The 17,087-nt window shown below is 73.5% G+C and carries 18 protein-coding genes; 9 read left to right on the top strand and 9 right to left on the bottom strand.

The window, feature by feature from the left end:
* The first annotated feature begins 125 nt into the window (after positions 1-125).
* Positions 126-740 (top strand): hypothetical protein, encoded by a 615-nt coding sequence (locus tag ACFQPP_RS07305; protein ID WP_376915909.1) that lies wholly within the window; start codon positions 126-128, stop codon positions 738-740.
* Between the two features lie 8 nt (positions 741-748).
* On the opposite strand, the gene ACFQPP_RS07300 is transcribed toward ACFQPP_RS07305, so the two are convergent.
* The 4 genes from ACFQPP_RS07300 to pepN are packed head-to-tail and all read right to left on the bottom strand — an operon-like array spanning position 749 to position 6,336.
* Positions 749-2,383: an FAD-binding dehydrogenase gene (locus tag ACFQPP_RS07300; RefSeq protein WP_376915908.1), complete on the bottom strand. Its 1,635-nt coding sequence runs from the start codon at positions 2,381-2,383 to the stop codon at positions 749-751.
* 8 nt (positions 2,384-2,391) lie between these two features.
* Positions 2,392-2,826, bottom strand: a complete 435-nt coding sequence (locus ACFQPP_RS07295; protein WP_376915907.1) for a globin — start codon at positions 2,824-2,826, stop codon at positions 2,392-2,394.
* A gap of 1 nt (position 2,827) precedes the next feature.
* Complete coding sequence (locus ACFQPP_RS07290) at positions 2,828-3,790, bottom strand: mechanosensitive ion channel family protein (protein ID WP_376915906.1); 963 nt, start codon at positions 3,788-3,790, stop codon at positions 2,828-2,830.
* Entirely contained in the window at positions 3,790-6,336 is a 2,547-nt protein-coding gene (pepN, locus tag ACFQPP_RS07285; protein ID WP_376915905.1) for an aminopeptidase N, read from the bottom strand. Before pepN ends, ACFQPP_RS07290 begins: the two co-directional genes overlap by 1 nt.
* Before the next feature lie 77 nt (positions 6,337-6,413).
* On the opposite strand from pepN, the gene ACFQPP_RS07280 reads away from it, so the two are divergent.
* The 3 genes from ACFQPP_RS07280 to ACFQPP_RS07270 are packed head-to-tail and all read left to right on the top strand — an operon-like array spanning position 6,414 to position 8,495.
* Positions 6,414-7,022 (top strand): DsbA family protein, encoded by a 609-nt coding sequence (locus ACFQPP_RS07280; protein WP_376916770.1) that lies wholly within the window; start codon positions 6,414-6,416, stop codon positions 7,020-7,022.
* The gene (locus tag ACFQPP_RS07275) at positions 7,019-7,513 is read left to right on the top strand and encodes a ribose-5-phosphate isomerase (RefSeq protein WP_376915904.1); all 495 of its coding nucleotides are present in this window, start codon (positions 7,019-7,021) and stop codon (positions 7,511-7,513) included. Before ACFQPP_RS07280 ends, ACFQPP_RS07275 begins: the two co-directional genes overlap by 4 nt.
* A gap of 7 nt (positions 7,514-7,520) precedes the next feature.
* Complete coding sequence (locus ACFQPP_RS07270) at positions 7,521-8,495, top strand: Fpg/Nei family DNA glycosylase (RefSeq protein WP_376915903.1); 975 nt, start codon at positions 7,521-7,523, stop codon at positions 8,493-8,495.
* Between the two features lie 39 nt (positions 8,496-8,534).
* Here ACFQPP_RS07270 and ACFQPP_RS07265 read toward each other — a convergent pair whose 3' ends face one another.
* A complete protein-coding gene (locus ACFQPP_RS07265; protein WP_376915902.1) occupies positions 8,535-9,158 on the bottom strand; it encodes a hypothetical protein in 624 nt (207 codons plus the stop codon).
* 76 nt (positions 9,159-9,234) lie between these two features.
* Here ACFQPP_RS07265 and ACFQPP_RS07260 point away from each other — a divergent pair, with 76 nt between their 5' ends.
* From ACFQPP_RS07260 to ACFQPP_RS07240, 5 genes are all read left to right on the top strand, one after another.
* Positions 9,235-10,632: a GH1 family beta-glucosidase gene (locus tag ACFQPP_RS07260; protein WP_376915901.1), complete on the top strand. Its 1,398-nt coding sequence runs from the start codon at positions 9,235-9,237 to the stop codon at positions 10,630-10,632.
* Between the two features lie 85 nt (positions 10,633-10,717).
* A complete protein-coding gene (locus ACFQPP_RS07255; protein WP_376915900.1) occupies positions 10,718-11,374 on the top strand; it encodes a Pr6Pr family membrane protein in 657 nt (218 codons plus the stop codon).
* 80 nt (positions 11,375-11,454) lie between these two features.
* Positions 11,455-13,032: a molybdopterin-dependent oxidoreductase gene (locus tag ACFQPP_RS07250; protein WP_376915899.1), complete on the top strand. Its 1,578-nt coding sequence runs from the start codon at positions 11,455-11,457 to the stop codon at positions 13,030-13,032.
* 38 nt (positions 13,033-13,070) lie between these two features.
* Positions 13,071-13,550 (top strand): molybdenum cofactor biosynthesis protein B, encoded by a 480-nt coding sequence (locus tag ACFQPP_RS07245; protein ID WP_376915898.1) that lies wholly within the window; start codon positions 13,071-13,073, stop codon positions 13,548-13,550.
* Positions 13,547-13,975, top strand: a complete 429-nt coding sequence (locus ACFQPP_RS07240) for a molybdenum cofactor biosynthesis protein MoaE (RefSeq protein WP_376915897.1) — start codon at positions 13,547-13,549, stop codon at positions 13,973-13,975. The genes ACFQPP_RS07245 and ACFQPP_RS07240 overlap by 4 nt, the downstream gene beginning before the upstream one ends.
* 14 nt (positions 13,976-13,989) lie before the next feature.
* Here ACFQPP_RS07240 and ACFQPP_RS07235 read toward each other — a convergent pair whose 3' ends face one another.
* Genes ACFQPP_RS07235 through ACFQPP_RS07220 form a run of 4 tightly spaced genes read right to left on the bottom strand, consistent with a single transcriptional unit; the run spans position 13,990 to position 17,025 of the window.
* On the bottom strand, positions 13,990-14,223 hold the full coding sequence (locus tag ACFQPP_RS07235) for a MoaD/ThiS family protein (RefSeq protein ID WP_376915896.1): 234 nt from the start codon (positions 14,221-14,223) through the stop codon (positions 13,990-13,992).
* Positions 14,223-14,702, bottom strand: coding sequence for a cyclic pyranopterin monophosphate synthase MoaC (gene moaC, locus ACFQPP_RS07230; RefSeq protein WP_376915895.1), 480 nt, complete (start codon positions 14,700-14,702; stop codon positions 14,223-14,225). Before moaC ends, ACFQPP_RS07235 begins: the two co-directional genes overlap by 1 nt.
* Entirely contained in the window at positions 14,699-15,931 is a 1,233-nt protein-coding gene (glp, locus tag ACFQPP_RS07225) for a gephyrin-like molybdotransferase Glp (protein WP_376915894.1), read from the bottom strand. Before glp ends, moaC begins: the two co-directional genes overlap by 4 nt.
* The gene (locus tag ACFQPP_RS07220) at positions 15,928-17,025 is read right to left on the bottom strand and encodes a ThiF family adenylyltransferase (RefSeq protein WP_376915893.1); all 1,098 of its coding nucleotides are present in this window, start codon (positions 17,023-17,025) and stop codon (positions 15,928-15,930) included. Before ACFQPP_RS07220 ends, glp begins: the two co-directional genes overlap by 4 nt.
* Positions 17,026-17,087 lie beyond the last annotated feature (62 nt).

Below are 17,087 nucleotides of genomic sequence, written 5' to 3'. Positions count from 1 at the left end.
GGGATCCGACGGGGGAGGCGGGGGCAGATCGGGGGCGGCACTCACGGCTGCCAGCCTAGCCAGCGACCGACGCCCCTCCCGACGCGTCGGGACGCACCGCGCGAGGCGCGACGTACCCTGGAGCCATGGGTTCGCTCCTCGCCGTCGACGATCGCGCTCGCGCCGACGTGCGCACGCTGCTGGGCCGTGCCGGCCGCTTCGGTGAGACGAGCGTGCGGCTCACGGCGCATGGCGACGTCGTGATGGTGACGGTGCCGCTCACCGTGTCGAGCGGGCTGCTCGACGCGGGGCCCACCATCCTCGGGGTTCGCGTCGTGCGCATGCGCTCGGCGGCGGCGTTCGACGCCGTCGTGCCCGCCGAGGCCGTGATGGATGCGTTGGCCGAGGGTGCCGACCTCGACGTGCCGGAGGCGGCGACGCTGCCGGCGTGGGCGTCGCTGTCCGCACCGCGTGCGGGCTGGCGGGCGCTCGGCGAGGTCTCGGCCGACGACGTGCGCCTCGGCGCGAGCGCGGCTGCCGCGCGCGTCGAGCGCGAGCTGCCTGCGAGCCCTGGCGACGCGGTCGTGCGCCGCGTGCGGCGGGCGGTGTGGAGCCAGGGGCTCGACGGCCACCCGCTCACCCTCGGGCACTGCGCCGCGCTCGAGGGTCTCGGCTTCCTCGGCGCCGACGCGGTGCAGGTGACGGGCGTCGGCGCGTGGATGCGCGCATCCACGCGCCTCGGTGACGTGCTCGCGCGCTGACGCGCGCCTCAGCGCACGATCGCGCGCCCCGCCCGCAGGCCCGTGTGCAGGCAGCCGCCGAGGAACGTGCCCTCGAGCGAGCGGTAGCCGTGCACGCCTCCGCCACCGAAGCCGGCCGCCTCGCCGACCGCGGAGAGGCCCGGGATGGGGCCGTCGGCGCCGAGCACGCGCGAGTCGAGGTCGGTCTGGATGCCGCCGAGCGACTTGCGGGTGAGGGTGCGCAGGCGCAGCGCGACGAGGGGACCGTGCTCGGGGTCGAGCAGGCGGTGCGGCGCCGCGACGCGCAGCAGGCGCTCGCCGACGCGCTCTCGGGCTGCATGGATCGCGCGGATCTGCGGGTCGGAGTCGGGGTCGTCGATCGCCGCGTCGCGCTCCGCGACGGCGGCTGCGACGCGCTCGGCGTCGAGCGCCGGCTCGAGGGCGCGCATGCCGTCGACGAGCGCGGGCAGCGCATCGGCGACGACGACGTCCTCGCCGTGGTGCAGGAATCCGCGCACCCCCGTGGACCCGTGTCGGATGCGGTCGAGCACGAGCGAGAGCCTGCGGTCGGTGAAGTCGGGGTTCTGCTCGGAGCCCGACAGCGCGATCTCGCGACGCAGGATGGTCTCGGTGAGGATGAACCACGAGTGCTCGTGACCGCCGCGGCGCAGGTGCTCGAGCGTCGAGAGCGTGTCGAACCCCGGGTAGCAGGGTGCGGGCAGGCGGTCGCCGCGCGAGTCGATCCACAGGCTCGACGGCCCCGGCAGGATGCGGATGCCGTGGTTCGGCCACACCGGATCCCAGTCGGCGAGGCCCTCGGTGTAGTGCCACATGCGATCGCGGTGCACGACGTTCGCGCCCACCGCCTCGGCGACGTCGAGGCCGCGCCCGTCGACGTGCGCGGGCACGCCGACGAGGGGCGCGGCCGGCATCGAGCCGAGCGTCGCGGGCCAGTCGCGTGCGACGGCGGCGAGGGATCCGCCGGTGCCGCCCGTCGCGACGACGACGTGGTCGGCGGCGAACGCGAACTCGCCCACGACGTCGCGGCTCGACGCCTCGCCTCGGACGGCGACGTCGGGTGCGAGCACCGAGCCGCGTGCGCCCGTGACGCGGCCGCCCTCGACGACGAGCGCATCGACCCGGTGCCGCATGCGGATCGTCAGGAGGCCGGCCTCGACGCCGTCGCGCGCCGCCCGCGTGAAGGGGGCGAGCACGCCGGGCCCCGAGCCCCACACGATGTGGAAGCGCGGCACGGAGTTGCCGCGCGTGCCGTCGCCGCGCTCGGCGTGGGCGATGACGGGGAAGATGCGCACGCCCAGGTCGCGCAGCCACGCGCGCGCGTCGCCGGCCGCCCACTCGCAGTACGCGTCGGCCCACTGCCTGCCCCACTCGTCGCCCGTCGCGTCGAAGCCGGCCGTGCGGTGCCAGTCGGCGCGTGCGAGCTCGAGCGAGTCGCGGATGCCGAAGCGGCGCTGCTCGGGGGTGTCGACGAGCAGCAGCCCGCCGAACGCCCACCACGCCTGTCCGCCGAACGAGGCGGCGGGCTCCTGGTCGACGATCGTCACGGTGCGGCCGGCGCGCAGCGCCTCGCGCGCGACGACGAGCCCCGCGAGCCCGGCACCGATCACGAGCACGTCGCTGCGGGATGCGGGCACGGATGGCATGGGGGCTCCTAGAGCAGGGTCGGCGGGCCGGAGGGCGCCGCACCGGATGCGGGCGGCACATGGGTGCGGAAGGCGGGGTTCTGGTTCACCATCGCGTGCGCTGCACGGTCGAGGTAGTCGAGCAGCTCCTCGCGCAGGAGCGGCGGGGGAGCGGCGACGTCGACGGCGGCGCGCATGTGGTGCAGCCAGCGGTCGCGCGCCTCCGGTCCGATGGGGAAGGGCATGTGCCGCATCCGCAGCCGTGGGTGCCCGCGCTGCTCGGAGTACGTCCCCGGCCCGCCCCAGTACTGCTCGAGGAAGCCCGTGAGCCGCTCGCGCGCGCCGTCGTAGTCGTCCTGCGGGTACATGGGCCGCAGCAGCTCGTCGGTCCAGACGCCCTCGTAGAAGGCGTCGACGAGCCGCTCGAAGAACGCTCGGCCGCCCACCTGCTCGTAGAACGTCATGTCAGTCCTGCCTCGGCAGCTCGGCGGTGCGCGGAGGCCGCGCACCGGAGACGCTCGCCGCGCCCTCCATGCCCTCGAGCACGACCTGCGCGAGCGATGGCAGCGCGATGCCGGCGGCGCGCAGGTCGCGCGTGAGGCGGGCGCGCAGCTCGCGTGCCACGTCATCGCGCGACTGGGTGCGCGTGCGCATCGTCACGCGCACGACGATCGCGTCGGCGCTCACCGACTCGATGCCCCACAGCTCGGGCTCGCCGATGATGCTCGCCGTCCACTTCGGCTCGGCGGCGAGGTCGCGCGCGACCTGCAGGATGCGGCGCTGCGCGTCGTCGACGTCGGCCTCGTACGGGATGCCGAGGTCGACGACGACGCGCGACCAGCCCTGCGACATGTTGCCGACGCGGTTCACCTCGCCGTTGCGCACGTACCAGAGCGTGCCGTTGACGTCGCGCACCTGCGTGACGCGGATGCCGACCTGCTCGACGACGCCCGTCGCCATCCCGAGGTCGACGATGTCGCCGATCCCGAGCTGGTCCTCGAGCACCATGAGCAGGCCCGTCAGCACGTCCTTCACGACGTTCTGCGCGCCGATGCCGAGCGCGGCGGCGAAGAGGCCCGCCGCGGTGATGAGCGCCGAGCCCGAGACGCCGAGCAGCGACAGCACCGAGATGACCGTGACGAGCACGATGACCCAGGCGCCGACGGTGCGCAGCACGCCGCCCATCGCCTTCGTGCGCTGCACGATGCGCACGTGGTAGAGCGGCGAGCGCTGCAGCGCCTCCGTGTCGGCGACGGATGCCTTGCGCTTCGCGCCCGTGACGATGTTCTGCACGACCCGGTCGATGACCGTGCGCACGATCCACCACACCACGGGTGCGAGCAGCAGCACGAGCAGCACCGCGAGGGGCTGGTACCACCAGCCCAGCACGCTGCGCAGCCACTCTCCGAGCGTCGTCGCGTCCGTCATCAGCGCTGCCGGTCTCGCTCCTGCACCCGCAGGGCACGCTCGACGCCCGCGAGCTGCTCGCGCACGAGGCGGCGCAGGGCGGGCACGTCGCCGAGGGCGTCGAGCCAGCGGCGCGTCGCCGACGCGAGCTCCTCGGTCGCGACGACCGAGGGGTAGAGGCCGACGATGAGCCCCTCGGCGATCTGGTACGTCCGCGACTCCCAGATCGGGATGAGGGCGTCGTGGTAGCGCTCCACGAGGCCCGCGAGCGCCGCGGGGTCGTTGACGTGCTGCAGGCCCATGCCCGTGTAGCGCACGATGAGGTTCGACGCGCCTGCCTCGTCGGCGACGGATGCGAACGCGCGCTCCTTCGCCTCGGCCGTGGGGATGGTGGCGCGGGCGCGAGCGGCGAACTGACGGCCGGTCGCGGTGTCGTCCGTGGCGAGCAGCGCATCGATCTCGTCGTCGCCCGCCGCGCCGTTCAGCACGACGCCGTCGAGGATCTGCCAGCGCAGGTCGGCGTCGACCTCGAGGCCCTTGAGCGACTCGGTGCCGTCGAGGAGGCCCTGCAGCGTCGCGACGTGCGCGGGCGAGGATGCGAGGCCGGCGAAGGCCTGCACGAGCTGCAGCTGCAGGTCGGAGCCCGCGTCGGCATCCCTCGCGAGCTGCCACAGCCGGTCGCCCGTCGTCTCGATGAGCCCGGCGCGGCGCTCGGGCGCGACGTAGGTGCGCACGGCCTGCGCGAGCTGCGCGAGGGCGAGCCGCACGGTCGTCGACTCGGTCTCCGCGCCGATGTTCGCGAGGACGAGCTCGACGTAGTCGCTCGCGGGGGTCTCGCCGTCGCGCGTCGCATCCCACGCCGCACCCCACACGAGGGCGCGCGCGAGCGGGTCCTCGATCCGCGACAGCCGCTCGAGCGCGACCTTCGTCGAGGCGTCGTCGAGGCGGATCTTCGCGTACGCGAGGTCGTCGTCGTTGATGAGGACGAGCGCGGGGCGCTCGTGGCCCACGAGCTGCGGCACGGTCGTCGAGGCGCCGTCGATGTCGAGCTCGACTCGGTGGATGCGCTGCAGGTGCCCCTTGCGCTCGTCGTAGAAGCCGACGGCGATGCGGTGCGGGCGCAGCGTGGGGTGCTCGGCCGTCGCGGTCTGCGCGATGGCGAACGACGTGATGATGCCGTCCTGCGTCGTCGTGATCTCGGGGCGCAGCGTGTTGACGCCCGCGGTCTCGAGCCAGAGCGACGCCCAGCCCGACAGGTCGCGGCCGCTCGCGGCCTCGAGCTCGACGAGCAGGTCCGACAGCTCGGTGTTGCCGTAGGCGTGCTTGCGGAAGTACTCGCCGAGGCCGCGCATGAAGGACTCGATGCCCACCCACGCCACGAGCTGCTTGAGCACCGAGCCGCCCTTGGCGTACGTGATGCCGTCGAAGTTGACCTGGACGTCCTCGAGATCGCGGATCTCGGCGACGATCGGGTGCGTCGAGGGCAGCTGGTCCTGCCGGTACGCCCAGGTCTTCTCCATCGCCTGGAACGTCGTCCACGCGTGCGTCCACTCGGTCGCCTCGGCCGTCGCGAGCGTCGACGCCCACTCGGCGAACGACTCGTTGAGCCACAGGTCGTTCCACCAGCGCATCGTGACGAGGTCGCCGAACCACATGTGGGCGAGCTCGTGCAGGATCGTGACGACGCGGCGCTCGCGGACGGCGTCCGTCACCTTCGAGCGGAAGACGTACGCCTCGGTGAACGTCACGCATCCGGCGTTCTCCATCGCGCCGGCGTTGAACTCGGGCACGAAGAGCTGGTCGTACTTCGCGAACGGATAGGGCGTCTGGAAGTGCTCCTCGTAGAACGCGAAGCCCGCCTTCGTCGTCGCGAAGATCGCGTCGGCGTCCATGTGCTCGGCGAGGGAGGCGCGGCAGAAGATGCCGAGCGGGATCTCGTCGCCCGACGCGCTCGTGAGCGAGTCGCGCGTGACCCAGTAGGGGCCGGCGACGAGCGCCGTGACGTAGGAGGAGATGCGCGGCGTCTCGCCGAATCGCCACGTGCCCGTGTCGCCGTCGATCGTCGGCTCGGGCGTGGGCTGGTTCGACACGACCTGCCAGCGCGCGGGCGCCGTGATGGTGAGGCGGAACGTCGCCTTGAGGTCGGGCTGCTCGAAGACCGCGAAGACGCGACGCGAGTCGGGCACCTCGAACTGCGAGTACAGGTAGACCTCGCCGTCGACGGGGTCGACGAAGCGGTGCAGGCCCTCGCCGGTGTTGACGTAAAGCGCGTCGGAGACGACCGTGAGCTCGTTGTCGACCGCAAGGTCGTCGAGCAGGATGCGGGGTCCGTCGACGACGGCGGCGACGTCGAGCGCGACGCCGTTCAGCGTCACCGAGCGCACCTCGCGGGCGATGTGGTCGATGAAGGTCGAGGCACCCGGTGCGTGCGCCGAGAAGCGCACCGTGGTCGTCGAGCGGAACACCTCGTCGCCCGTCGTGAGGTCGAGGGCCACGTCGTACGACTGCACGGCGACGAGCGCAGCGCGCTCCTGGGCCTCCTGGCGGGTGAGGTTCTCTCCGGGCACGCTCGCTCCTCCATTGCTTCGTGGGCGTCTCCTCAGCGTAGTCGCGCGGCTACGCTGGTCCCGTGACTCAGGTACGCATGTGGTTCGATCCCACGTGCCCGTGGGCGTGGATGACGTCGCGGTGGCTCGGCGAGGTCGCCGACACGCGCGCATTCGACGTCGACTGGCGCGTCATGTCCCTCTCGGTGCTCAACGAGGGCCGAGACCTGCCGGAGGCGTACGCGCGGCTCATGCCGCGCTCGCTGCGGCTCACGCGCCTCGTGATCGCGGCGCAGGAGACGGCGGGCGACGCCGTCGTGAAGCCGCTCTACGACGCCCTCGGCACCCGCATCCATCCCGGCGGTCGTCGCGACCTCGACGCGATCGTCTCGGAGGCGCTCGCGGAGGTCGGCCTCGACGCGTCGCTCGCGGAGGAGACGGATGCGTTCGACGCGCAGCTGCGCGCGAGCCACGCCGAGGCGATCGAGCTCGTGGGCGACGACGTCGGCACGCCGGTCGTCTCGGTCGACGGCGTCGCGTTCTTCGGCCCCGTCGTGAGCCCCGCGCCCACGGGCGAGGCGGCGCTGCGCCTCTTCGACGGCATCGTCGCCGCAGCGAGCGTCGACGGCTTCTTCGAGCTGAAGCGCAGCCGCACGCGCGATCCGATCTTCGACGACGCCTCGACGACGAGCGGCACCGCGTCGTGAGGATCCACGTCGCCACCGATCACGCGGGCTTCGAGTACTCGAAGGTGCTCGTCGCCCATCTCGAGGGGCTCGGGCACGAGGTCGTCGACCACGGTCCGACGGCCTTCGACGCGGAGGACGACTACCCGTCGTTCTGCATCGCCGCCGCGCAGGCCGTCGTCGCCGACGGGCGCGCGGGCGTCGAGGCGCTCGGCGTGGTCTTCGGCGGCTCGGGCAACGGCGAGCAGATGGCGGCGAACAAGGTCGAGGGCGTGCGCGCCGCGCTCGTGTGGAGCGCCGCGACCGCGACGCTCGCGCGCGAGCACAACGACGCCAACGTCATCGCGATCGGCGCCCGCCAGCACGACGAGGCCGAGATGCTCGCGCTCATCGACCTCTTCGTCGCCACGCCCTTCCCGGGCGTCGAGCGGCACGCGCGTCGCATCGCCCAGCTCGCCGAGTACGAGACGACGGGCGCCATCGTGGGCCTGCTCGAGCGCCCCACGGCCTGACGCGGGCATGCCAGAGGGCCACTCCGTCCACCGCATCGCGCGCCAGTTCGCCGCGAACTTCGTCGGCGACGCGTGCGCGCTGTCGTCGCCGCAGGGTCGCTTCGCCGAGGGCGCCGCATCGCTCGACGGTCGCACCATGACGGCGGCGCGCGCCATCGGCAAGCACCTGCTGCTCGACCTCGACGGCCGCTGGCTGCACGTGCACCTCGGCATCTACGGCGCGTGGGACTTCGCGGGCCGCATCACGGAGGACGCGACGCTGCGCTCGGCGGGCGGCCGAGCCGGGCAGACGGGCATGCGCGGCACGGTCGCAGACGGCGCCCACGAGGAGTCCCTCGCGTCGATCGGCGCCCCTCGCCTTGCACGCCTGCGGATGGGGGAGTCGGATGCCGCGCTCGAGGCCACGCACTTCCCGCCCGAGCCCGTCGGCGCCGTGCGCGTGCGCATCCTCACGTCGACGGCCGTCGCCGACCTGCGCGGGCCGACGGTGTGCGAGGTGCTCGAGCCCGACGAGGTCGAGGCCGTCGCCGAGCGGCTCGGCCCCGACCCCGAGGCGCTGTTCGAGACGAAGTCGGCCGCCGAGCGGCGCTTCGTGGCGCGTGCGGGGCGCTCGCGGCAGCCCATCGGGCAGCTGCTCATGGATCAGACGGTCGTGGCGGGCATCGGCAACGTGTACCGGGCCGAGCTGCTCTTCCGCGCCCGCATCTCGCCGCATCGCTCGGGGCGGTCGCTCGGCGAGGACGAGCTGCGGGGCCTGTGGCGCGACTGGGTGCGGCTGCTGCGCATCGGCGTCGAGACGGGCCAGATGCTCACGATCGACGGGCTCCGCGGCACGCGCCTCGCTGCGGCGATGGCCTCGCGCGCCGATCGGCACTGGGTCTATAAGCGCGAGGGCCTGCCGTGCCTGCGGTGCGGCACGACGGTCGCGCTCGAGGTCATGCAGCAGCGCAAGCTGTACTGGTGCCCCGGCTGCCAGCTCTAGGGCTGCGAGCGATCGCGTGGCAGGCGCTCGCACCGAGCCTCAGCGGAAGCGGTACTCGCTCGTGCCGTCGCCGATGACCCACGAGCCCTCGGGCGCGTTCTCGGGCACCTGCACGACGATCTCCGCCGTCACCTCGTCGCCGACGGCGATCTCCGGGTAGTAGCCGAGGTCGTCCGGCGCGGCGATGAGCGCGCCGGAGTTCTGGTCGTACCTCGGCGCGTTGTCGGGTTGGTAGGCGAAGGCCATGTCGTAGTACGGATGCGTCGTGACGACGCCGACGTTGCGCACCGTGAGCTCGAGGATGACGGCGCGCGAGCCCTGCGTGGGCCGGTAGCCGTTCGCCTGCACGACCGAGTCGGCGGGATCCGTCGACTGCAGGGGCGTGATCTCCCACGTCGTGCCCTGGTCGGTGTGGATCACGATCGTGTCGCCGAAGGCGAAGTCGCCGGGTGCCGTCGTCGGCACGGGCGGCGTCGAGGGACCGGCGGTGGTCGGCGGGTTCGTGAGGTTGGGGAAGGCGGGCGACGACGAGGCGTTCGGGATGTCGGGATCGGCGGGCGCCACCACGGGCGCCGGCACGCAGGCGACGATGAGGCCGACGAACACGGCGACGATGCCGACGCCGGCGAGCCGACGACCGGCGGACTCTCGATCCAGCTTCACGTGCGCACCGCTCCCGACGTCTCGCGCCGCCTTCGGGCGGCGCATCGCATCCACGATAGGTCGATAGCCTGAGCGCGTGCGTCAGCTTCCTCCCGACTTCACCCTCGGCGTCGCCACGGCGGCCTACCAGATCGAGGGCGCAGCCCACGAGGGAGGGCGCACCGACTCGATCTGGGATGCGTTCGCGCGGGTGCCCGGCGCGGTCGTCGACGGGCACGACGGCTCGGTCGCGTGCGACCACTACCACCGCTACCCGGACGACGTGCGGCTCATGGCCGAGATGGGGGTGCAGTCGTACCGCTTCTCGACGAGCTGGTCGCGCGTGCGGCCCGATGGCGGCGCCGTCAACGAGGAGGGTCTCGACTTCTACCGGCGGCTCGTCGACGAGCTGCTCGAGGCCGACGTCGAGCCGTGGCTCACGCTGTACCACTGGGATCTGCCGCAGGCGCTCGAGGCCAGCGGCGGCTGGACGTCGCGCGAGACCGTCGACCGCTTCGTCGAGTACGCGACGAGCGTCGTCGAGGCCGTCGGCGACCGAGTTCCCACGATCACGACGCTCAACGAGCCGTGGTGCTCGTCGTTCCTCTCCTACACGGCGGGCGCGCACGCGCCCGGGCGGCAGAGCGTGCGCGACGGGCTCGTCGCAGGCCACCACCTGCTGCTCGCCCACGGGCTCGGCGTCGACGTCATCCGCGGGCTCGCGCCGGATGCGTGGGTCGGCATCACGCTGAACCTCACGGTCGCCGACCCCGTCGACCCCGACGACGAGGGCGACGTCGACGCAGCGCGTCGCATCGACGGCCAGTTCAACCGCTTCTTCCTCGACCCGATCTTCCGTGGCGAGTATCCGGAGGACCTGCTGGCCGACGTGGGGCACCTCGGCCTCGCCGACGCCATCCAGCCGAACGACCTCGGCTCGATCGCGGCGCCGATCGACGTGCTGGGCGTCAACTACTACCACGGCGACGCCGTCTCCATGCGGCCGCCCGTCGTGCCGCTGCAGCAGGATGCGCCGACGTCGCGAGCCATCGCCTCGCCGTACCCGGCCGCCGACGGCGTGCACGCGCATCCGCGCGGCCTGCCCGTCACGTCGATGGGCTGGGAGGTGCAGCCCGACGGGCTGACGCGCGTGCTGCAGCGCGTGCACGAGGAGTACGCGGGGCCCGCGATGGTCGACCTGTGGGTCACCGAGAACGGCGCGGCCTACGACGACGTCGTCGCCGAGGACGGCGCCGTGCACGACGCGGAGCGCGTCGCCTTCCTCGAGGCCCACGTGGGCGCCGTGCTCGACGCGATCGACGCCGGCGTGCCGGTCGAGGGCTACTTCTACTGGTCGATGCTCGACAACTACGAGTGGGCGTGGGGCTACCACAAGCGCTTCGGCCTCGTCCGGGTCGACTACGAGACGCAGCAGCGCACGCTGAAGGACTCCGCGCTGGCGTTCCAGCGCATCGCGCGCGACCGCGCCCTCTGACCTCGGCGCCGCCTCGGTCGGCGCGCCGCGGCGGAGGCTCGCAGCTCCCGGCATCCGTGCGTCGGTCGGCGGCTATGGTGCACGCATGACGTCTCGTTCGGCAGCCATCGTGCTGCGGCTCGCCGGTGCCACGCTGTCGTTGTTCGCCCTCGGCTACCAGCTCTTCGCGGTCCACATCCCGCTCGGCTTCAGCGTGCTGAACTTCTTCTCCTACTTCACGAACCTCTCGAACCTCATGATCTCGATCGTGTTCGTCGTGAGCGCGCTGCGCCTCATCGCCGGCCGCACGGATCCCAGCGCGACCGACGTCGCCGTGCGCGGCGGCATCGTCGTCTACATCCTCTTCGTCGGCCTCGTCTTCAACACGCTGCTCGCCGACGTCGACCTCGGCTCGCTGCTGCCGTGGGTGAACGGCATCGTGCACTTCCTGCTGCCCGTGCTGGGGCTCGTCGACTGGATCCTGTGGCCGCCCAGGCGTCGCCTCCCGCTGTCGGTCGTCGGCTGGTGGATGATCTGGCCGGCGGTCTATGCCGTCGCGGCCGTCGTGCGCGGAGGCCTCGTCGACGGGTTCTACCCGTACCCGTTCTTCGACCCGGCGGCCTCGGGCGGCTACGGCGGCGTGCTGCTGCTGTGCCTCGCGATGGTCGTCGGCTTCCTCGTGCTGGCGGTCGTGGTGCGGGGGCTCGGCAACTGGCTGCACGATCGTCGCTGGGCCGACGAGGCGGAGGCCGGGGCCGCCTGAGCTCGCGGCGCACGCATCCGATCGCCTGGCCGCTCCGAACCACACCAAGGCGCACCGAGCGCGACGGAGGGCGGGACACCATGAGCAGGCACGATCGTGCACGCGGCGGCAGGCGATTCCTCGGCTGGGCGGCGCTCTCGGGCATCGTGAGCGGGGCGGCGTTCCTCGCCGTCGCCGAGCTCGTCGCCTTCCTCGTCGCGCGGACGGCGAGCCCGATCCTCGCGGTCGGCTCGTTCGTCATCGACATCGTGCCGCAGCCGTTCAAGGAGTTCGCGATCGCGACCTTCGGCGAGTACGACAAGGTCGTGCTGCTCGCGGGGCTCGGCCTCGCGGTCGTCGTCGCGTCGGCGCTCGCAGGCATCCTGCAGCTCGTGCGACCGCCGCTCGGCGTCGCCATCCTCCTCCTCGCCGGCGCCCTGGCGACGGCGGCGACCGTGACGCGCACGGGCGTCTCCGCCCTCGCCTTCCTGCCGCCGGTGCTCGGCACCGTCGCCGCCGTCGTGCTGCTCGTGCTGCTGCGGCGGCGACTCGTCGGCTGGCGCGACGCGCAGCGTGCGACCTCGTCGCGCACGTCGTCGTCGACCTCCGTCGACCGCCGAGGGTTCTTCCTCCTCGCGGGCGTCTCGGCCGTCGCCGCAATCGCCGTGGGCGTCGGCGCCCGCGTCGCGAGCATGACGAGCTCGTCGATCGACGCCATCCGCCGAGCGCTGCAGCTGCCGACGCCCGGCTCGACGGTGACGATCCCCGAGGGCGCGGAGCTCGACGTGCCGGGCATCAGCCCGCTGTTCACGCCCAACGAGGACTTCTACCGCGTCGACACCGCGCTGACCGTGCCGGAGATCGATCCCGAGACCTGGACGCTCGTCATCGACGGCATGGTCGACCAGCGCGTCGAGCTCTCGTTCCAGGATCTGCTCGACATGGGCGTCGACGAGTACGGCATCACGCTGACGTGCGTGTCGAACGAGGTCGGCGGCGGGCTCGTCGGCAACGCGCTCTGGCTCGGCGTGCCCATCCGCGACGTCCTCGCGATGGCCGGCCCGCAGGGCGGCGCCGACATGGTGCTCTCGACGAGCATCGACGGCTACACCGCCAGCACGCCGCTCTCGTCGCTCACCGACGACGGCATCGACGCGATCCTCGCGGTCGGCATGAACGGCGAGCCGCTGCCGCTCGAGCACGGCTTCCCCGTGCGCATGGTCGTGCCCGGCCTCTACGGCTACGTCTCGGCCACGAAGTGGGTCACCGAGCTGAAGGTCACGACCTTCGCCGACGACGAGGCGTACTGGACGCCGCGCGGCTACAGCGCCGAGGCGCCCATCAAGTTCTCCTCCCGCATCGACACGCCTCGCGTGGGCACCCCCGTGCAGGCGGGCACGGTGCCGATCGCAGGCATGGCGTGGGCGCAGACGGTCGGCATCGAGCGCGTCGAGGTGCGCATCGACGAGGGCGACTGGCAGGAGGCGACGCTGTCGACCGCCGTGAACGACGACACCTGGGTGCAGTGGTTCCTCGAGTGGCAGGCGGAGCCGGGCACGCACTACATCACGGCCCGCGCCGTCAACAAGGACGGCGAGACGCAGGTGGAGGAGCGCGCGCCCATCGCGCCCGACGGCTCGACGGGCTGGCAGCGACCGCTCATCACGGTCACGGGCTGATCGGGCGAGCCGCGCCGCCGCGACCGTAGTCTGTGCCCATGTCCACGCGCGCAGCAGTCATCACCGTCTCCGACCGCTCCTCGAGCGGCCATCGTCACGACGCGGGCGGACCCATCGCCGTCGCGGCGCTGCGCGACGCCGGCTTCGAGTGCGGCGACGCGACGATCGTGCCCGACGGCGCCGAGAGCGTGGCGCAGGCGCTCCGCACCGCCATCGCGGCGGGTGCTCGCGTCGTCGTGACGACGGGCGGCACGGGGGTCGCCCCGCGCGACGAGACCCCCGAGGGCACGGCGCTCGTGCTGGAGCACGACGTGCCGGGCATCGCCGACGAGCTGCGCCGCCTCGGCACCGCCGAGCTGCCGCAGGGCATGCTGTCGCGCGGTCGATCGGGCATCGCGCAGGGCGCGCTCGTCGTCAACCTGCCCGGCTCGCCGAACGCCGTGACGACGGGCATGCCGGTGATCCTGTCGGTCGCGTCGCACGTCGTGCGGCAGCTCGACGGCGCCGACCACCCGTGAGCGCCGTCGCGATCGCCCGCATCCTCGACGTCCCCCTCGACGTCGTGGCGCACCTCGACGCCGTCGACGACGCGACCGCGGGCGCGACGACCTCCTTCGTCGGCCGCGTGCGCGATCACGATCCCGACGCGTCGGGCGCGGTCGTCGCGCTCGAGTACTCCGCGCATCCCGACGCCGAGACGGCGCTGCACGCCATCGCCGATCGAGCCGTCGCGGGCACCGCGGCCCGCGTCGCGGTGAGCCACCGCGTCGGCAGGCTCGCCGTGGGCGACGCCGCCGTCGTCATCGCGGTGTCGTCGCCGCATCGCGCCGAGGCGTTCGACGTGTGCCGCACCGTCATCGAGACCATCAAGACCGACCTGCCCGTGTGGAAGCGGCAGGTCGAGGCCGACGGCACGACGGCGTGGAAGGGCATCGGCGGCTAGGCCGAGCGCCGGCGTCAGCCGCCGGCGAAGGGCGGCAGCACGTCGACGAGCACGTCGTCGCCGAGTGCGGCGTCGTCGCCGAGCCGGGCACCGTCGACGAGCACGGCGCAGCGCGGCAGGATGCCGCCGAGGCCGGGCCGCTCGGCGGCGAGCGCGGCGCGCAGCGCACCGAGCGTCGCCTCGCCGCGCTGCTCCTGCGCGACGCCGGCGAGCTCCTCGGCCGCTGCGAAGTAGCGGACGCGAGCCATCAGCGGCCGTCCTGCTCGCGCGTCCACGACCCCGAGCGGCCGCCTTCCTTCGCGGTGATGCGCAGGTGCTCGATCGAGGTCGAACGGTCCATGCCCTTCACCATGTCGACGACGGCGAGCGCCGCGACCGACACGGCCGTGAGCGCCTCCATCTCGACGCCCGTGCGATCGGCCGTGCGCACCGTCGCCGAGACCTCGACGCCCTCGTCGACGACCTCGAGGTCGACGACGGCGCCGTGCACGCCGATGACGTGCGCGAGGGGCAGCAGGGTCGCGGTGTGCTTGGCGGCCTGGATGCCGGCGATGCGCGCCACGGCGAGCACGTCGCCCTTCGGCGCGGTGCCGTCGCGCAGCGTCGCGACGACCGCGGGGGCGCAGCGGACGAAGCCGCGGGCCGTCGCGGCCCGCACCGTCGGCGCCTTCGCGGTCACGTCGACCATGCGAGCGTGCCCCGCCTCGTCAAGATGCGTGAGGCTCATGCGATCAGCATGACATCGACGAGGTCGCCGACCGCGACCGACTCGACCTCGGCGGGCACGATGGCGTACGCCTCGGCGCGTCCGAGCCCGCCCGCGAGGTGCGAGCCCGAGCCGCCGGCGGACGACGGCGCGACCGTCCAGCGCGCGGGGTCGGCGCGATCGATCACGGCGGGGAGGTGCTGACGACGGCCGGCGGGCGGCGTCCACGCCACCGCCGCCGGGAGGCGCAGGCGGCGGCGCTCGCCATCCGTCCTGCCCTGCAGCGCGCGGAGGGCGGGGCGGACGAAGACCTCGAAGGACACCGCCGAGCTCACGGGGTTGCCTGGCAGGCCGAAGAGCAGCGGGCCGTCGGGCAGGCGTCCGAAGCCCTGCGGCTTGCCGGGCTGCATCGCGACGCGCACGAACGCCATGCTGTCGGCGAGCTCGATGCGCACGACCTCGTAGGCGCCGGCGCTCACGCCGCCCGAGAGCACGACGACGTCGACGTCGTCCATCGCCGCGATCGACGCGCGAAGCCCTGCGCCGTCGTCGTCGACGGAGCCGCGGTGGACGACCTCGGCACCCGCCTCGGCGGCGAGGGCGGCGAGCAGGATGCCGTTGGAGTCGGGGATCCGGCCGCGCGTCAGGGGCGTACCGGGCTCGACGAGCTCGGAGCCCGTGGAGACGATCGCGACCCGGGGACGCCGGGAGACGACGACGCTCGCCGTGCCGCTCGCCGCGGCCGCCGAGCACTGCAGCGGGCCGAGCAGGGTGCCGGCGTCGAGGACGACGTCGCCGACGCGCGCATCCTGACCGCCGCGGCGCACGAACGCGCCTGCGGCTCGTGGTGCGGCGAGCACCGTCACGGTGCCGAGCGAGTCGGCGAGGCCGCCGAGGGTGTCCTCGAAGGGCACGATGGCGTCGGCGTCGGCGGGCATGGGCGCGCCGGTCATGATGCGCGCGGCCTCGCCGGCGCGCAGCGCGGGGTCGAGCGCCGAGCCCGCAGGCACGTCGGCGACGACCGCGAGCGTCACGGGCGTCTCGGCCGTCGCCGTCGCGACGTCGGCGAGCCGCACCGCGAAGCCGTCCATCGCCGAGTTGTCGAACGCGGGGATGTCGTTCGCGGCACGCACGGGCTCGCGCAGCACGCGCCCCAGGGCGTCTGCGAGCGGCACGGCGTGCGCGTCGAGCGGCTCGACGGCGGCGAGCACCTCGGCGAGATGCTCCTCCACGGTGCGCAGGTCGCTCATGCACGGACCTCCTCTGCTGGGAGGGCTTCGATGCCGCCGGCCAGGACGGATGCCTCCGCGCCGGCCGCGCGCAGGGCGCGGGCGGCGGTGAGCGCTCGCCCGCCGCGCTGGCAGACGACGACGAAGGGCCCGGCGCCGACGGCGGACGGGTCGGCGAGCAGCGTCGCCAACGGGACGAGCAGCGATCCGGGGACGACGCCCTGCGCCGTCTCGTCGGGCTCGCGGACGTCGAGGAGCGTCGCGCCCGCGTCGCGGGCGGCGAGGGCGTCGCCGACCGCGACGTGCGGCACGGGCGCGGGGGCCGGCTGCGCGGGGCGCGCCGCGCTGCCTGCCGAGCGCAGCGGCACCTCGCTCTGCCTGCCCTGCAGGGCGTCGACGACGACGACGCGGCCGAGCAGCGGCTCGCCGATGCCGGCCACGAGCTTGATCGTCTCGAGCGCCATGAGCCCGCCCACCTGGATGCAGAGCGCGCCGAGCACGCCGACGTCGGCGCACGTGGGCACCTCGCCGACGCTGTCCGGCGGATACAGGTCCGAGAGCAGCACGGCGTCGTGCCCGGCAGGTGGGGTCGACCACAGCACGGTGAGCTGGGCGTGGAGCTCCTGCACGACGCCCCAGACGAGCGGCGTGCCGAGGCGCTCGCACGCGGCCGCGACGACGGCGCGCGTCGCGAAGGTGTCGGTGCCGTCGACCACGACGTCGGCGTCGGCGAGCAGGCGCTCGGCGTTCGCCTCGACGATGCGCTCACGCACGGCGAGCACGCGCGTCTCGGGTGAGAGGTCGGCGGCGACGCGCTGCGCCGAGGCGGTCTTCGGCTCTCCCACGTCGACGAGCCGATGCAGCACCTGCCGCTGGAGGTTGGAGGCCTCGACCACGTCGTCGTCGACGACCGTGATGGTGCCGACGCCGGCAGCTGCGAGCGCGAGCACCACGGGGGATCCGAGGCCGCCGGCACCCACGACGGCGACGTGCGCGGCCGCGAGCCGACGCTGCCCGAGCTCGCCGAATCCGGACAGCGCAGCGTGCCGGGCGGTGCGCGATCGCTCGGCGGGTGAGAGCGCTGCGACGGGCTCGACCAATGGGGGCATGGGCATGCTGCTCAGGCTAGGTGGTCGTCGTCGCCCGGGGAGGTGACAGGACGACGGTTCCGCAGCAT

The sequence above is a fragment of the Agrococcus sp. GCM10030265 genome (genome assembly GCF_042666675.1).
Lineage (GTDB): Bacteria > Actinomycetota > Actinomycetes > Actinomycetales > Microbacteriaceae > Agrococcus.
This window is presented reverse-complemented; position numbering and strand designations above follow the sequence as displayed.

Excerpts from the sequence above, each read along its gene's own strand:
- ACFQPP_RS07305 (WP_376915909.1), top strand. The coding sequence starts at position 126 with ATGGGTTCGCTCCTCGCCGTCGACGATCGCGCTCGCGCCGACGTGCGC.
- ACFQPP_RS07300 (WP_376915908.1), bottom strand. The coding sequence starts at position 2,383 with ATGCCATCCGTGCCCGCATCCCGCAGCGACGTGCTCGTGATCGGTGCC.
- ACFQPP_RS07295 (WP_376915907.1), bottom strand. The coding sequence starts at position 2,826 with ATGACGTTCTACGAGCAGGTGGGCGGCCGAGCGTTCTTCGAGCGGCTC.
- ACFQPP_RS07290 (WP_376915906.1), bottom strand. The coding sequence starts at position 3,790 with ATGACGGACGCGACGACGCTCGGAGAGTGGCTGCGCAGCGTGCTGGGC.
- ACFQPP_RS07280 (WP_376916770.1), top strand. The coding sequence starts at position 6,414 with ATGTGGTTCGATCCCACGTGCCCGTGGGCGTGGATGACGTCGCGGTGG.
- ACFQPP_RS07270 (WP_376915903.1), top strand. The coding sequence starts at position 7,521 with ATGCCAGAGGGCCACTCCGTCCACCGCATCGCGCGCCAGTTCGCCGCG.
- ACFQPP_RS07255 (WP_376915900.1), top strand. The coding sequence starts at position 10,718 with ATGACGTCTCGTTCGGCAGCCATCGTGCTGCGGCTCGCCGGTGCCACG.
- ACFQPP_RS07250 (WP_376915899.1), top strand. The coding sequence starts at position 11,455 with ATGAGCAGGCACGATCGTGCACGCGGCGGCAGGCGATTCCTCGGCTGG.
- ACFQPP_RS07245 (WP_376915898.1), top strand. The coding sequence starts at position 13,071 with ATGTCCACGCGCGCAGCAGTCATCACCGTCTCCGACCGCTCCTCGAGC.
- ACFQPP_RS07235 (WP_376915896.1), bottom strand. The coding sequence starts at position 14,223 with ATGGCTCGCGTCCGCTACTTCGCAGCGGCCGAGGAGCTCGCCGGCGTC.
- moaC (WP_376915895.1), bottom strand. The coding sequence starts at position 14,702 with ATGAGCCTCACGCATCTTGACGAGGCGGGGCACGCTCGCATGGTCGAC.
- glp (WP_376915894.1), bottom strand. The coding sequence starts at position 15,931 with ATGAGCGACCTGCGCACCGTGGAGGAGCATCTCGCCGAGGTGCTCGCC.
- ACFQPP_RS07220 (WP_376915893.1), bottom strand. The coding sequence starts at position 17,025 with ATGCCCATGCCCCCATTGGTCGAGCCCGTCGCAGCGCTCTCACCCGCC.